At 71.0% G+C, this 15,562-nt stretch carries 11 protein-coding genes and 1 pseudogene; 5 read left to right on the top strand and 7 right to left on the bottom strand.

The window, feature by feature from the left end; all coding sequences use genetic code 11:
- Positions 1–9: 9 nt before the first annotated feature.
- The 4 genes from O7627_RS00430 to O7627_RS00415 are packed head-to-tail and all read left to right on the top strand — an operon-like array spanning position 10 to position 5,083.
- The gene (locus O7627_RS00430) at positions 10–621 is read left to right on the top strand and encodes a flavoprotein (RefSeq protein ID WP_278091504.1); all 612 of its coding nucleotides are present in this window, start codon (positions 10–12) and stop codon (positions 619–621) included.
- Positions 609–3,245, top strand: a complete 2,637-nt coding sequence (lanKC, locus tag O7627_RS00425; RefSeq protein ID WP_278091503.1) for a class III lanthionine synthetase LanKC — start codon at positions 609–611, stop codon at positions 3,243–3,245. The genes O7627_RS00430 and lanKC overlap by 13 nt, the downstream gene beginning before the upstream one ends.
- A complete protein-coding gene (locus O7627_RS00420) occupies positions 3,242–4,222 on the top strand; it encodes an ATP-binding cassette domain-containing protein (protein ID WP_278091502.1) in 981 nt (326 codons plus the stop codon). The genes lanKC and O7627_RS00420 overlap by 4 nt, the downstream gene beginning before the upstream one ends.
- A 3-nt stretch (positions 4,223–4,225) precedes the next feature.
- Positions 4,226–5,083: an ABC transporter permease gene (locus O7627_RS00415; protein ID WP_278091501.1), complete on the top strand. Its 858-nt coding sequence runs from the start codon at positions 4,226–4,228 to the stop codon at positions 5,081–5,083.
- Positions 5,084–5,156: 73 nt separating this feature from the next.
- Here O7627_RS00415 and O7627_RS00410 read toward each other — a convergent pair whose 3' ends face one another.
- On the bottom strand, positions 5,157–7,697 hold the full coding sequence (locus tag O7627_RS00410; RefSeq protein ID WP_278091500.1) for an FtsX-like permease family protein: 2,541 nt from the start codon (positions 7,695–7,697) through the stop codon (positions 5,157–5,159).
- A gap of 173 nt (positions 7,698–7,870) precedes the next feature.
- Positions 7,871–8,629: pseudogene (locus O7627_RS00405) on the bottom strand (ABC transporter ATP-binding protein); the annotation flags it as partial.
- A gap of 233 nt (positions 8,630–8,862) precedes the next feature.
- Between O7627_RS00405 and O7627_RS00400 the strand changes: the two are divergent.
- Complete coding sequence (locus O7627_RS00400) at positions 8,863–9,276, top strand: NUDIX hydrolase (protein WP_278091499.1); 414 nt, start codon at positions 8,863–8,865, stop codon at positions 9,274–9,276.
- 187 nt (positions 9,277–9,463) lie between these two features.
- Here O7627_RS00400 and O7627_RS00395 read toward each other — a convergent pair whose 3' ends face one another.
- The 5 genes from O7627_RS00395 to O7627_RS00375 form a co-directional block, all read right to left on the bottom strand.
- On the bottom strand, positions 9,464–10,432 hold the full coding sequence (locus O7627_RS00395; RefSeq protein ID WP_278091498.1) for an alpha/beta hydrolase: 969 nt from the start codon (positions 10,430–10,432) through the stop codon (positions 9,464–9,466).
- 192 nt (positions 10,433–10,624) lie between these two features.
- Entirely contained in the window at positions 10,625–12,052 is a 1,428-nt protein-coding gene (locus tag O7627_RS00390) for an ATP-binding protein (RefSeq protein WP_278091497.1), read from the bottom strand.
- Positions 12,053–12,065: 13 nt separating this feature from the next.
- The gene (locus O7627_RS00385) at positions 12,066–13,724 is read right to left on the bottom strand and encodes an FAD-dependent oxidoreductase (RefSeq protein ID WP_278091496.1); all 1,659 of its coding nucleotides are present in this window, start codon (positions 13,722–13,724) and stop codon (positions 12,066–12,068) included.
- 54 nt (positions 13,725–13,778) lie between these two features.
- Positions 13,779–14,228 carry a hypothetical protein gene (locus tag O7627_RS00380; RefSeq protein WP_278091495.1) on the bottom strand — a complete coding sequence of 150 codons (450 nt, stop codon included), beginning with the start codon at positions 14,226–14,228 and terminating at the stop codon, positions 13,779–13,781.
- Between the two features lie 2 nt (positions 14,229–14,230).
- On the bottom strand, positions 14,231–15,529 hold the full coding sequence (locus O7627_RS00375) for a cytochrome P450 (RefSeq protein ID WP_278098096.1): 1,299 nt from the start codon (positions 15,527–15,529) through the stop codon (positions 14,231–14,233).
- Positions 15,530–15,562: the final 33 nt, after the last annotated feature.

The raw sequence follows: 15,562 nt of genomic DNA, 5'->3' as shown, positions 1-15,562 counted from the left end.
CGAGTCAGGGTGAAACTTCCCGCGCCCAGCTTCGGTGCGCGTCGGCTGCTCCTCGTCGGCACCGGCGCGATCTCGATCGTCCAGCTGCCGTTCTGGCTGAACTGGCTCAAGACCAGCTATCCCGAGCTTGCGGTGCAGGTGGTCCTCACCCGCAGCGGGGAACGCTTCGTCAGCCGGCACGCCGTCAGCGCCCTCACCCAGCTGGTCCCGATCGACGACCGGTGGCCGGAGGAGCCGCAGCCCGACGCGATCCACGTCCGGCTCGCCGAGTGGAGCGACGCGGTGGTGGTCTACCCCGCCTGCCTGAACTTCATCTCCCGGCTGGCAGTCGGGCTCGCCGACACCCCGGCGCTGCTCGCCCTGCAGTGCACCACCGCGGCGATCGGCATCGCCCCGTCGCTGCCGCCGGGCGCCGACCAGAACCCGGTCGTGGTGGAGAACCTCAAACGGCTCGCCGAACGGCGCAACGTCGTGGTGGCCCCGACCCAGCCGGCCACCAGCCTGACCACCGGCCGCCGGGACGCGGCCGGTGCAGCTCCACTATGGACGCTTATCGAATCGGTCGAGCGACTTCGCGTCGAACTGGCCGACCAGGGCGGAGGAGAGGCATGTTCGAACTGAAGCAGTTCTTCTGTTTTGCCGATCCGATCTTCTTCGACGACGTGAGCCGCTGGAACGCCGGCCCCGGCTTCCTGCCGGACCGCGACTTCACCGTCGCCGGCCGGCCCACCCCGGCCGGCTGGACCCGCCGGGAGCGGCGGATCTGGGTCTCGCTGCGGCCGGACGGGCACCAGCTCCCCGAACAGGGCTGGAAGATCCACATCTCGGCCACGCTGACGAACGCCGACCGGCTCTGCAGCCTGGTCTGGGACTACTGCGTCGAACGCGGCATCCCGTTCAAGCACCTGCGGGACCGCAACATGCTGCTCGCCCTCAACGCCAAGTACGCGGCCCGCGGATCGAGCGGCAAGCTGATCACCATCTACCCCGCCGACGAGGAGCAGTTCGGCACCATCGTCGAGGACCTGGCCCGGCTCACCGCCGGCGAGCCGGGTCCGTACATCCTCAGTGACCTGCGGATCGGTGACGGGCCCGTCTACGTCCGGTACGGCGCCTTCGTCGAGATGGACTGCCTGGACGCCAACGGCGAATGGGTCTCCGGGTTCCGCCGGCCGGACGGGACGATCGAGCCGGACCAGCGCCGGGCCTTCTTCAGCCCGCCCGAGTGGGCACCCGTGCCGGCCGTACTGGCCCCGCACATCGAGGCCCGCAAGGCCGGCGCCAGCCAGCCGGCCCCCTACCGGGTCCGCCGCGCGCTGCACTTCTCCAACGCCGGCGGCATCTACCTCGCCGACCGGGTCGCCGACGGCGCCACCGTCATCCTCAAGGAGGCCCGGCCGTACGCCGGGATGGACGACAACCACGAGGACGGGGTGACCCGACAGCGCCGGGAGAAGTGGGCGCTGGAGCGGCTGGCCGGCATCCCCGGGGTGCCCGAACTGTACGAACAGTTCGAGGTCGGCGGGCACCACTTCCTGGCCGAGGAGTACATCGACGGTCAACCGCTGCACGTCTGGTACGGGGTGCACCACCCGTGGGTGATCAAGGCCGACCCCACCGCGGCGGAGATCGCCGACTACACCCGCCGGGCCGTGCACATCGTCGGGCAGGTGGAGGCCCTGGTCGCCGCCATGCACGAACGCGGGGTCGTCTTCGGTGACCTGCACCTGGGCAACATCATGGTGCGCCCCGACGACTCGGTGGCGCTTGTCGACTTCGAGCTGGCCTTCGACGCCACCGACACCGAATGGCGGCCCGGCCTGCGGGCCACCGGCTTCGGCCGGCGGGACAAGAGCGGCGTCGACGTCGACCGGTACGCGCTGGCGTCGGTCAAGCTGGCGATCTTCCTGACCCTGAGCCGGATCTCGGTGCTGGAGCCGAGCAAGGTGTTCCACTTCGTCCGCATCCTCACCGACAACTTCCCGGTGCCCCCCGGCTGGGCGGAGTCGATCCTCGCCGAGCTGGCCTCCCCCGAGGCGACCCCGACGACGGCGAAGGCGGCGCCAAAGCCGGCCGGCCCGGCCGGGGAGCCGCCGGTCGACTTCGACGTGCTGCTCGCCGACCCGGCCGCGGCCGCCAAGTCGATCACCGGTGCGATCCTCAGCTCGGCCACCCCGGAACGTGAGGACCGGCTCTTCCCCGGCGCGGTCGAGCAGTTCGCCCCGAACGGCGGGCTCAACTTCGCGTACGGCGCGGCCGGCGTGCTCTGGACCCTGGCGGTCACCGGCCACGGCCGCTACCCGGAGCACGAACGCTGGCTGCTCGACCGCTCCCGGCAGCTGTCCCGACCCCGACCCGGCTTCTACGACGGGGTCGCCGGCCTGGCCTACACCCTCGACCACCTCGGGTACGCCGACCAGGCCGACGAACTCGTCGACCGGCACCTGACCGACACCCGGTCCCGGCACGGCATCTCGGTCTTCTCCGGACTCCCCGGCATCGGCGCCACCCTGCTGCACTTCGCCCGCTCCCGCGACGACCGGAGCCTGCGGGACGAGGCCGTGACGGTGGCCACCCGGCTCGCCGACGCGGTCCGGCACAACGACCCCGGCCGGGTCCTCGCCCGCCCCCGCCCGCCGACCGCCAAGCCGGTCGAGGCCGGCGCGATGCGCGGCTGGTCCGGGGTGGCGCTCTACCTGATCCGGCTCTACGAGGAGACCGCCGACCCCGGCTACCTCGATCTGGCGGTGCAGGCGGTGCACCTCGACCTCGACCGGTGCGTCACCAACGACGACGGCTCCCTGATGGTCGAGGAGGCCGGGGTCCGGACCATGCCGTACCTGGAGGTCGGCAGCGCCGGGATCGCGCTGGTCATCGACGAGTTGCTGGAGCACCGCGACGACGACCGGTCCCGGGACAGCCTGCCGGCGCTGCTGCTCGGCTCCTGCCGCCGGTACGCGATCCAGGCCGACCTGTTCCGCGGCTTCGCCAGCCAGATCGCCACCCTGTCCCGGCTCAACCACCGGGTCGACCACCGCGAGACGCTGCGCCGGCACCTGCGCGAGCTGTCCTGGCACGCGCTGTCGTACCAGGGGCACCTCGCCTTCCCGGGCAGCCTCGGCTTCCGGCTCTCGATGGACCTGGTCACCGGCAGCGCCGGCATCCTGCTGGCGATCTCGGCCGCCACCCAGGACCCGCCGCCGTTCCTGCCGTTCTTCTCGCCGACCCGGGTGCGGCGGTCATGAGCGGCGGCGACCCGATCATCGCCACCGCCGGGCTCAGCAAGAGCTTCGGCGAGGTGGAGGCGGTCCGCGGGGTGGACTTCACGGTCCGCCGGGGCGAGGTGTTCGGGCTGCTCGGCCCGAACGGCGCCGGCAAGAGCACGACGATCAACATGCTCTGCACGCTGGCCAGCCCCACCGGCGGCACCGCCACGGTGGCCGGCCACGACATCGTGGCCGAGCGGGACGAGGTACGCCGCGACATCGGCCTGGTCTTCCAGGAGACCACCCTCGACGGCTACCTGACCGGCGAGCAGAACCTGCGCTTCCACGCCGAGCTGTACGGCGTACCGAAATCGATGGTCGAAGAGCGCATGTACCACGTGCTGGAGATGGTCGGGCTCTGGGAGCGGCGCGGCAGCCGGGTGGACACCTACTCCGGCGGGATGAAGCGGCGGCTGGAGATCGCCCGCGGCCTACTCCACTCGCCGCGGGTGCTCTTCCTCGACGAGCCCACCGTCGGCCTCGACCCGCAGACCCGGGCGGCCATCTGGAGCTACATCAACCAGCTCCGGGTCTTCGACGACATCACCATCCTGATGACCACGCACTACCTGGAGGAGGCGGAGTACTGCGACCGGATCGCGATCATGGATCACGGTTCGATCGTCGTGCTGGACACCCCGGCCGCGTTGAAGGCCGCCGTCGGCAAGGACCGGGTACGCATCCGGACCGCCAACAACCAGGCCACCATCGCGGCCCTGGAGTCCCGCTTCGGCATCACCGCCGAGACCCGGGAGGGCACGGTCACCTTCGCGGTGGCCAACGGCGAGGAGTTCGTACCGCTGCTCTTCGCCAAGCTCGGGGTGCCGATCACCTCGGTGCAGGTGTCCCGTCCGTCGCTTGACGACGTGTTCCTCAGCCACACCGGTTCCACCATCCGCGACGCCGAGTCGGCCGACGGCGGCAATGAATGGGCGCGTATGAACGTGAGGAGATGATCGATGGTCACGACCGAAGCGGTCCGGGCGCGGGCCCCGCGCAGCGGGATCGCCGCCGACCTGCGAGCGGTCCGGATCGTGTTCCACCGGGAGATGATCCGCTTCAGCCGGGACGGCAAGCGGGCCTCGTCGATGCTCCTCCAGGCCATCCTCTGGCTCTTCGTGATGGGCGCCGGGCTGGGTTCCCTGCTGCCGGACGAGACCGGCGGGGTGGACATGCGCACCTTCCTGTTCCCCGGCGTGATCGCCATGTCGGTCATCCTGACCGCGATGTCCTCGGCCGCCTCGGTGGTCTGGGACCGGGAGTTCGGGTTCCTGCGGGAGATGCTGGTGGCGCCGGTCAGCCGGGGCGCCATCGTGATCGGCAAGGTGCTCGGCGGCGCCACCCTCGCCACCGCCCAGGGCGCCCTGGTGCTCGCGCTGGCCGGCTTCGTCGGCATCCCGTACGACCCGCTGCTGATGCTAACCCTGCTCGGTGAGATGTTCCTCGCCGCGTTCGCGATCACGGCGTTCGGGGTGATGGCGGCGGCCCGGGTCCGCAGCATCGAGTCGTTCTTCGGGGTCAGCCAGATGATGCTGATGCCGTTGATGTTCCTCTCCGGCGCCTTCTTCCCGATCGGCAACCTGCCCGGCTGGCTGGCCGCGCTCACCCGGGTCAACCCGGTCACCTACGCGGTCGATCCGATGCGGCAGGCGGTCTTCGGCCACCTCGACCCGCCACCGCACATCCAGCAGCTGTTCAACCCGGGCATCGAGTGGTTCGGCTGGACGGTTCCGGTGCTGGTCCAGCTCTCCGTCGTCGGCGGCGCCGGGGTGCTCATGCTGGCCATCGCGATCGCCAAGTTCCGCAAGACCGACTGAGCAGCACCGCGACGCCCGCTGGCCCGCACCCCCGCCAAGGGGTGCGGGCCAGCGGCGTTGCGGGACCGACCGGTCACTGGGTGGCGATCGCCCGCAGGATGTCCATCCGGGCCGCCCGCCGGGCCGGCCAGATCGCGGCGATCACCCCGACCAGGGCGGCGGCCGCGGTGTAGAGGGCGAGCTGGCCGTACGGGATGGCCAGCACCTCGACCCCCTGCTCCACCATGATCCGCTGGTTGGCCCAGCCGAAGAGCAACCCCAGGAGTACGCCGAGCGCCGCTCCGTAGAGGGCGATCACCACCGACTCGTAGCGGACCATCCGCCGCAGCTGGCGGCGGCTCATCCCGACCGCCCGGAGCAGGCCGATCTCCCGGGTCCGCTCGATCACCGACAGGGCCAGGGTGTTCACGATCCCCAGTGCCGCGATGATGATCGAGAGCAGCAGCAGCACGATGACGATGCCGAGCAGTTCGTCGACGTCGGCCCGGGCCTTCTCCTTGGCCTCCTGCCGGTCCTGCAGGTTGACGTTCGGGTACGCGGCCAGCGCCGACTCCAGCGCCGACCGGACCCGTACCCCGTCGTTGGTGTCCACGTAGGCCGCGTTGACCAGGCTGGTCGGGGCGTGCGGCCGGTAGCTCTCCGGCGTCATGATGTACTGCCGGGTCACCAGCTGGCTCTCGGCGTAGATCCCGGCGATCCGCAGCGAGGCGGTGGCGCCGTCGGGGTATTCGGCGGTGACGGTCGAGCCGACCCGCCAGCCCCGGCTGTCGGCGACGTTCCGCTGGACCAGCAGCTCGTCGCTGCCGAGCGTGGCGGCACCGTCCTCGACGTCCAGCTTGATCGGTCCGGCGAGCTGGGCCGGGTCGGCCACCATCAGCAGCAGCCGCTCGCCGTCGACCTCGACCGCGCCGTACTGCACCGGGGTCACCGACCGCACGCCGGGCGCGTTCTCGACCGCCCGCAAGGCGTCGGCGCTGAACCCGGTGAAGCTCGTCGCCTCCAGCGAGTAGTCGGCGCCGAACTCCCGCTCGAAGACCGCGTCCACCGACGCCTTCATCGAGGCGGCGAGCACGGAGACCAACGAGACCAGGGTCAGGCCGATCATCAACGCGGCGGCGGTGGCCGCGGTCCGGCGCGGGCTGCGCCGGGCGTTCTCCCGGCTCAGCCGGCCGACGGTGCCGGCCAGCCGGGCGAACGGCCAGCCGATCGCGCCGGTGACGTGCCGGCTGAGCACCGGGCCGAGCAGGCCGATGGCGAGCAGCACGATGCCGGTGCCGACGCCGACCAGGAAGGTGGCGTCCTCGGTGCTGGTGCTGGCGCTGCCGAAGCCCATCAGCACGACGAGCACCCCGAACGCGATGGTGATCCCGCCGCCGATGAGGCGCATCCGCCCGGACCGGGCCGACGGGGTGGCGACCTTGTCGCGGATGGCCGCGACCGGCGGGATCTTCGAGGCCCGCCGGGCCGGGAAGTACGCCGCCACCGCGGTGACCACGATTCCGACCAGGTACGACCAGAAGATGGTGCCGCCGTTGAGGGTCAGCCCGGTGGTCGGCAGCTCCACCCCGATCAGCCCGATCAGCTCCTCCAGCCCGAGGGCCAGCCCCGCGCCGGCGGCCAGCCCGAGGGTGGAGCCGATGATCCCGATGCCGAGCGCCTCACCGAGTACCGAGCGGGTGACCTGGCTGCGGCTGGCGCCGATCGCCCGCAGCAGGGCCAACTCCCGGGTCCGCTGGGCGACGAGCATCGCGAAGGTGTTGAAGATGATGAACGACCCGACGAAGATCGACACGGCCGCGAAGACCAGCAGGAAGATTCCGACGAAGTCCAGGAACTCCTTGATCTGTGCCTTGGCCTCCTCGATCTCCTCCTGGCCGGTGGTGGCCTGGAAGCCGGCCGGCAGCACCGCCTGCACCTGCCGCAGCACCTGGTCCTGCGGCACCCCGCGCTTGGCGAAGACCAGGATCTCGGAGTAGTGCCCCTCCTTGACCAGCGCGGTCTGGGCCACCTCGGGCAGGAACGCCGCGTAGCTCATCACGCCGTTGAGCTGCGATTGCCGGCCGGTGAACTCGAACGTGCCGGTCATCCGCATGGTCTGGGTCGGACCCTGGGTGAGTACCTGCACCTCGTCGCCGGGGCGCAGCCCGCCGGCGTCGGCGCTCACCTTGTCGAGGACCATCTCGTCCGGTGCCCGTGGCTGGGTCCCGGAGACGATCTTCATCCCGGAGGTCGGGTCGTCGACCCAGGCGCCGCCGATCTGCGGGGTGCCGGTGGCGCCGATGACCTCGCCGTCGCTGCCGACGACCGCCGCGTAGCCCTCCAGCGAGCCGTAGACGAGGTTCGCGTCCGGCACCTTCTCGTCGATCGTGGTCAGCACCGACTCCGGCACCGGCCGGACCACCGACTCGTCGGTGCTGAACGACCGCTCCGCCCGGACCACGATCTCGACCTCGGCGTACGCCTCGGAGAAGAGGTCGTCGAAGCTCTGGCTCATCGTGTCGCGGAAGATCAGGGTGCCGGAGACGAAGGAGACGCCGAGGATCACCGCGATCGCGGTCAGCCCGAGCCGCAGCTTGTGCGCGCGGAGGCTGCGCAGGGCGAGCTTCGCGATCATCGGGCGTCGGCCTTCGCCGGCTCGCTGTCGACCTTCGCCGAATCATCAGCCGGCTTCGCCGGCTCGTCCGCGGACTTCACCGGCTCCTCGTCGGCCGCCGCCGTGGCCGCCGCGTCCGTGGCCGGCTCGTCGTCGGTCGCCGTGTCCGTGGCCGATGCGGCCTGCGCCGGTACGTCGAGGCTCTTCATCCGTTCCAGGACCTTCTCGGCGGTCGGTTCCGGCATCCGGTCCACGATCCGGCCATCGGCGAGGAAGACCACCTCGTCGGAGTAGGCGGCGGCCATCGGATCGTGGGTGACCATCACCACGGTCTGCCCGGAGTCGCGGACCGAGTCCCGCAGGAAGGAGAGCACCTCGGCGCTGGAGCGGGAGTCGAGGTTGCCGGTGGGCTCGTCGGCGAAGATGATGTCCGGCTTGCTGGCCAGCGCGCGGGCGCACGCCACCCGCTGCTGCTGGCCGCCGGAGAGTTCACTGGGTCGGTGGTCCAGCCGGTCGCGCAGCCCGACCGCGTCGATGACCGAGTCCAGCCAGCCCTGGTCGGGCTTGCGGCCGGCGATGTCCATCGGCAGGGTGATGTTCTCCTCGGCGGTGAGCGTCGGCACCAGGTTGAACGCCTGGAAGATGAAGCCGATCCGGTCCCGGCGCAGCTGGGTGAGCCGCTTCTCGTTCAGGCTGGTCAGGTCCACCTCGCCGACGAAGACCCGCCCGGAGCTGACCTGGTCGAGCCCGGCCATGCAGTGCATGAGGGTGGACTTCCCGGAGCCGGACGGCCCCATGATGGTGGTGAACCGGCCGCGCGGGATCTCGAGACTCACCTCGTTGAGAGCGACGACGGCGGCGTCCCGGGAGCCGTAGCGCTTGGTGACCGCCTCGGCGCGGGCGGCGCTGCCCCCTTCGTCGGTTCCGCCGGCCTGCTCGGGCACTGCACTCATGCTTCCTCCCCATCTGGCGCGAGGACCGGACGGTCCTCCATACCTAGCGTCCCGGGGGTGTCCGGGCCTATCGTCGGCCTCGTTGCTATTTCGGATAGACCTAAGTCGACAACGCGCCCGCCACCCGGCCACGAGGCGGTCGAGCAGGTAAGCGGGCGTGTTAAGTTAGCGCCGTGTCGGGACAGGACCAGCATCCATTGCCAAAAGAGGAATTCGATCGCATATACGCGAAAGTGCCCCGGCTGAACGTCGAGGTGGTCATTTCCACACCGGCGGGCGTGGTGCTCGTTCGGCGCGACATCGAACCCTGCAAGGGTCAGTGGCACCTGCCGGGTGGAACGGTCCGGTTCGCCGAGCCGCTGACCAGCGCCGTGGAGCGGGTCGCCTGGCAGGAACTGTCGGTGAAGGTCCAGGTCGGACCGATGATCGGGTACGTGGAGTACCCGCAGATGCTGGCCGACGGCTACGCCGGCTGGCCGGTCGGGTTCGCGTTCGAGGCGACCGTCGTCGACGGCACCTTCACCGGCACCGACCAGGGTCGCGACATCGACTGCTTCCACACGGTGCCGGCCAACACGATCGTCGAGCAGGCCCAGTTCCTGACCGCGCAAGGTCTGACCCGCGCCGGCTTCGCCGAACCGCGTTAGCCGCGCTGCGGCCGCTGGCTGAACCGACCCGCGATCACGGAGAGCTATGGGGTGGGTCAAAGGGTCACGTTGAGCGATATGACTCTCAGGCATAATTATGCCTCGGTGGTATATTGCCATTCCGGCATATTGGGCCTGAAGGCAATACGCGGGCAGGTCAGCCGCCCCAGTCGACCAGCTCTTCCGGTCAGGAACCCGTGGGCCCACACCAGTCGATGACCGCGCGCGCGTAATCGGCGGGGGCCTCGAACGGTGGCGCGTGACCCACGCCGTGGAGGACCGCCAGGTTCCAGTCGGGCCGCCGTGCCGTCCAGTCATCGATCGGCGCGCGGGGAGTGAGGCGATCATCATCGCCCCAGACCAGGAGAGTCGGCGCCGCGACCCGGCGCATCGCGTCGAGCACGGGTCGCCGCCGGACAAACATCAGCGACATCACCGAGGCATATACGGTAACCGCGTTTGCCATTCGCTTCGGCTCGACCGCAGACATCTCGTCGCGCATGAGACCGGCGATTTCCGCCGACATTTTCGTCAGGTCGCCACCGGTATTCCATCTGCTGCCCGCAATCGACGCAGGATCGTCGAGTTGCCGCAGGTTCCAAGCGAGGATGCGCCGCCCCGAAACGCGGAGCAGCGCACGGGCGACAGGCGCGACGGCGGCCAACCCCACCCTGCCGAAGGTTCGCCACATCCGCGCCTCGCTGGCGCTCAGGGGGGTGGGAAGTGCCGGGACCGCCAACACGAGCCCGGCTACCCGTTCGGGTGCCTGGCTGGCGAACAAGAGCGCGATCATCCCGCCCGCCGACCAGCCGTGGACCACGACCCGACCGAGCTGAAGCGCGGCGCTGAGATCACGCAGGAGCAGCGCGTTGGCTTCGATGCTCGCCGCGCGCCGGTTCGGCAGCGCGGTGTGACCGGCGATCGTGCCGGGCAGGTCCACCGCGATGACGTGCGCGTGCGCTCGCAGTTCCGCGAGCACGTCGAGCCAGTTCGAGGCGCTGTTTGCCGGGTTGGGCACGAGCAGGTGAACCGGCTCTCCCGACGTCCCCGCCTGATCAGTTCTCAGGTAGTGCACCCGCACGCCGTGCAGATCGACTGTCTCGCTGCGAATCCCGGACCAGCGGGCCGCGCGCTGACCCCAGTCGATGTGCCGCATCACCTCAGGCTACGCCCATTGACAATGGTCGAGATGCTCGCGCTGCACCGGCTGCGGTGGGACATCGCCGACCTGTCCGTCGACGTGGCCCGGTTCCGCCGCCCGCACCCCCGGCGATGCGAATGACGACGAATCCTGGAATATCGTCACATCAGTCGTCGAGAACCTCGCGGCCCGCCAGGGCTGACCTCGTCAGGCGTCCTTCAGCGGCAGGCAGACCCGGAAGGTGGTCCGGCCCGGCTCGGATTCGACCCGGATGTCGCCGTGATGTTTCTTGACCACGATCCGGTAGGAGATGTCCAGACCGAGGCCGGTCCCCTCGCCGATCGGCTTGGTGGTGAAGAACGGCTCGAAGATGCGCGGCCGCACCTCCGGCGGGATGCCCGGCCCGGTGTCGGTCACCTCGACCAGCAGCAGGTCCTCCTGCCGGCCGGTCCGCAGCGTCAGCACGCCCTCGCCGGCCATCGCCCCCAGCGCGTTGTCGATCAGGTTCGTCCACACCTGGTTCAGCTCGGCCGCGTACGCGGGGATCGCCGGCAGGCTGCGGTCGTACTCCTTCACCACCCGTACCCCGGAGGGGATCTTCGCGGCGAACATCGCCATCGTCGCGTCGAGCAGGACGTGCACGTCCACCGTCTGGAACGGCGCCCGGTCCAGCTGCGAGTACTGTTTCGCCGCCCCGACCAGCCCGGAGATCCGGGCCACCGCGTCGTCGATCTCCCGCATCATAAGCTCGGTGTCGAGGGTGTAGGTGAGCCAGCGGACCGCCGCCTCCAGGTTCTCCGGGCCGACCGTCGCGTCCACCTGGTCGAGCCAGGCCACCTCCACCCCACCCGCGACCAGCGTCGGCGCCAGCTCCCAACCACCGGCGATCCCGTGGTCGTCCAGCCAGTCGCCCAGCTCGTCCTCGGCGTCGCTGACCTGCAGCGGGCTCAGCTCGGGCGCCTTCGCCACCCGCTCCACCGCGGCCTCCTGCAGACCGACCAGCTGGCGCAGTTTGCTGCCGTCCAGCCGCCCGTCGGCGATCATCGCAAGCTTGTGCCGCATCGCGGCGATCCGGTCGCGCAGCGCGGCGGTGGCCCGGACCGCCGCCGCGGCCGGGTTGTTCAGCTCGTGGGTCAGCCCGGCCGAGAGCTGCCCGAGGGCCAGCAGCCGTTCCCGCTCGCCGATCACCGTCTGCATGTTCTGCATGCCGATGAAGAGGCCGTCCAGCAGGTGCATCGCCATCGGATACCAGCTCTTCATCGCGTCGGCGATGATCTGTGCCGGCAGCACCAGCAGCTCGACGTCCGTCACGGCGCGCATGCCGTTGGGGTAGACCTGCTTCATCCCGGACATGTACGCCTGCGTCGCGCCGCCGTAGACGCCCGGCTGGCTGGTGCGGCTCACCTCGACCTCGTCGCCCCGGACCCGCCGGGTCATCGCCACCTCGCCGGCGAGCACGACGTAGAAGCACTCCGCCGGATCACCCTCGGTGTAGATCCAGGCGCCGGCGTCGCGGCGGATCACCCGGCCGTGCTCCTGGAGGTGGCCGAGCTTCTCGTCGTCGAGCGCCTCGAAGAGGAACAGCGACCGCAGCCGCTCCCGGTCGATCCGGTCCGTCCCGTCACTTGTGGTCATCGCGTCACCGTCCTCAGGTGGCCGTCAGGTACCGGTGCGCGAGGGTGACGACCATGGCGCCCTCGCCGACCGCGGACGCCACCCGCTTGATCGAGTCGGCGCGCACGTCCCCGGCCGCGAACACCCCGGGCACGCTCGACTCCAGCAGGTACGGGTCGCGGGACAGCGCCCAGCCCGGCGGCCGGCGACCGCCGCTGGTCAGGTCCGGGCCGGTCAGCACGTAACCCCGGTCGTCGCGGACCACCACGTCGGAAAGCCAGTCGGTGCGCGGCTCGGCGCCGATGAAGATGAACAACCAGGACGTCTTGACCACCCGGCGCTCGCCGCTGCGCCCGTCGCAGAGCGTCAACCGCTCCAGGTGGTCGTCGCCCTCCCCGGCCACCACCTGGGTGTACGGGTGCACCTCGATGTTGTCGATCCGTTCGATCTGCTCGATCAGGTACTGCGACATCGACCGGGTCAGGTCGCCGGAGCGGACCAGGATGTGCACCCGCCCGGCGTGCCGGGAGAAGTAGACGGCCGCCTGCCCGGCGGAGTTCGCCCCGCCGACGATGTAGACGTCCTGCCCGGCGCAGTTCGGCGCCTCGGTCGACGCCGACCCGTAGAACACCCCCCGCCCGGTCAACCCGGCCAGCCCCGGCACGTCGAGCTGCCGGTACGAGACCCCGGTGGCGAGCACCACCGTGTGGGCGGCGATAGAGGCGCCGTCGCCGAACTTCAGCACCCGGGTGGCACCGGCCACCTCCAGACCGACGCAGTCCCGGGTGGTCAGCAGCTCCGCCCCGAACTTCAACGCCTGCCGCCGGGCCCGGTCGGTCAGCTGGGAACCGGAAACCCCGTCCGGGAAGCCCAGGTAGTTCTCGATCCGGCTGCTCTGGCCGGCCTGCCCACCGGTGGCCCGCCGCTCCACCAGGACGGTCCGCAGCCCCTCGGAGGCGCCGTAGACGGCGGCCCCCAGCCCGGCCGGGCCGGCGCCGACCACCACCAGGTCGTAGAAGTCCGACGCCGGGCTGGTGCTCAGCCCGATGTGCGCGGCCAGGTCGGCCTCCGACGGCATCACCAGCGCCGTTCCGTCCGGGGTCACCACCAGCGGTACGTCGGTGGGCGCCGCGCCGGCCGCGGCCAGCAGCCGGCCGCCCTCCGGCTCGTCGGCGAGCAGCCACTGGTAGGGCACCAGGTTGCGGGCCAGGAAGTCGCGTACCTCGAACGACGGCGCCGACCAGCGGTGCCCGACCACCCGGAGCATGTTCGGCTCGCCGACCGGGTCGCGCGACCACGCCTCCAGCAGGCCGTCGACCACCGGGTACAGCTTCTCCTCCGGCGGGTGCCACGGCTTGAGCAGGTAGTGGTCCAGGTCCACCACGTTTATCGCGTTGATCGCGGCGTCGGTGTCCGCGTACGCGGTCAGCAGCACCCGGCGGGCCCGGGGGAACAGGTCCATCGCCGCTTCGAGGAACTGGATGCCGTTCATCTCCGGCATCCGGTAGTCGGCCAGCAGCACCGCGACCTCGTCGCCGCGGAGCTTGATCTCGCGAAGCGCGTCCAGCGCCTCGGCGCCGGAGGAGGCGCGTACCACCCGGTACCGGTCGCCGTAGTGCCGCCGCAGGTCGCGGGCGACCGCACGGGAGACGGCCGGGTCGTCGTCAACGGTCAGCAGTGCCGGATTAGCCACGGCACCAATGAAAGCACTCCGACGTTACGAGTGACACCAACGAGTCGAGCCAGGTCAGTCCGCGTACGGCCACCGGGAGGCGGCCACCACGGCGCCGTAGAGGACGTGGTCGGCGAGCAGGGCGACGTGCTGATCCGTTGATTCGTACCGGCGGTTGATGCCCAGCGCCGGGGCCAGCACCGCCTCGAAGCCCGCCCAGAACAGGAACCCGTACGCCGGGCCGGCCCAGGCCCGGCGGCGTATTCCCCGCGGCAGGATGCCGAAGATCACGCCACCGGCGGCGCCGTACCCCCAGTGCATCAGCTCGACGAGAGCCTGCCGACGGTCCGGCGGCACCCGCCGGAACAGCGCGGGAGCGGTGGCCGAGAGCACCGACTCGGGCGGGGTCCGGGGCAGCAGGCCGAGCGCGGTGGTGACCTGCCGCACCCCGGACATCGACATGGCGGCAATGACGCCCCGGGCCGCACCGCGCAACACCGGCGTCGAGCCGTCCCTTCCACCCACCGTCACCACGCCCCTTCGGTGAACCGGGCCGGTCGGACGCCGGCGGCGACGATCTCGCCGGGCTCCGGCGCCGGCCGGACGTCGGAGATCACGAACCCGCTGCTGGGCAGCGCCGGGATCCGGCTGGTCGGGACCGTCAGGTCCTGCGCCGGCACGTCGTAGCGCATCGCGCCGGTGAGCAGGCGCAACGCCCGCCGCATCAGCTCGATCGTGAGCCACTCCCCGGCACACCGGTGGCCGACGTGGTGTTCGCCGCCGCCCTGCGGGATCAGGCTGAACGGGTCGCCGTCCCAGTCCCGGAACCGCTGCGGACGGAACCGGTCGGGCTCCGGCCAGGTTCGCGGGTCGTGGTTGGTGCCGTACAGGTCGAGCAGTACCCGTCGGCCGCGCGGGAAGTCGAACTCCCGCCATCGGAACGCGGTCCGGACCCGGCCCGGGACGGCCGGGAAGAACGGGTAGCAGCGCCGCACCTCCTGGACGAACAACTCCTCGGCCCGTTCGTCGCCGGCCAGCCCCGCCCACTGGTGCGGGTACGCGTGCAGTGCGACGGCGGTGAACGTGACGAACCGGTCGATCGCCACCGTGGGTCGCAGAATGTTCAGGACCTCGACGGCGGCGATCCGAGGCTCCAGCGGCCGACCCTCGCCGTCCCGGTGCTCCGCGATGATCCGCAGCGCACTGCCCGGCGGCGGGGTCAGCTCGCCCGCGCGTACCCGCCGGACCTGGTCGGCGACGGTCCGTTCGGCGGCGACGCGGGCCAGCCGGCCGCGCAGATAGCCGGTGGCGATGGCCCCCGGACCGGCGATCATCGCCTGCAGCTGGCCGGTGCGGTGTGGCAGGTCGTGGTCGTCGAGCGGCACCCCGGCCCAGTCGTGCACGGCCCGGCAGAGCAGCCAGCCGACCTCGTGGTGCAGCACCACCCGGCCGGCCCGCCGCCAGGCCGGAATCCGGTCCCGCCACCGCCGCTCGAACAGGTCACCCAGTTCGCCGATGCTGGCCGGCGTCATGATCGACATGAACATCCGCTTGCGGTCGCGATGCTCCGTCCCGTCGAGCCCCTGCACCCCGCCGACGCCGGTCAGGGTCTTCCTGATCCGACCGGGGGCCGCGCCGTTGCGTTCGATCCGGTCGGTGTCGTAGAAGAGCCGGGCCGCGTCCCGGCCGCGCAGGCAGATGGTGCGCCGGCCCAGCAGCCGGGTCTGGAAGGCGTCGGCGCCGTACCGCTCGAACCGCCGGGACATGAACCGGTAACCCTCCCGGAGCAGGGCCAGCGTGCTGTCCGGGGCGCGGTCCCGCGGCATCCCCACCACCGCACTCCCCTTCCCGATTGCCGA

Source organism: Solwaraspora sp. WMMD1047, from assembly GCF_029626155.1.
Lineage (GTDB): Bacteria > Actinomycetota > Actinomycetes > Mycobacteriales > Micromonosporaceae > WMMD1047.
The sequence above is the reverse complement of the archived record's forward strand: the minus strand, read 5'-3'. Positions and strand labels throughout refer to the sequence as shown.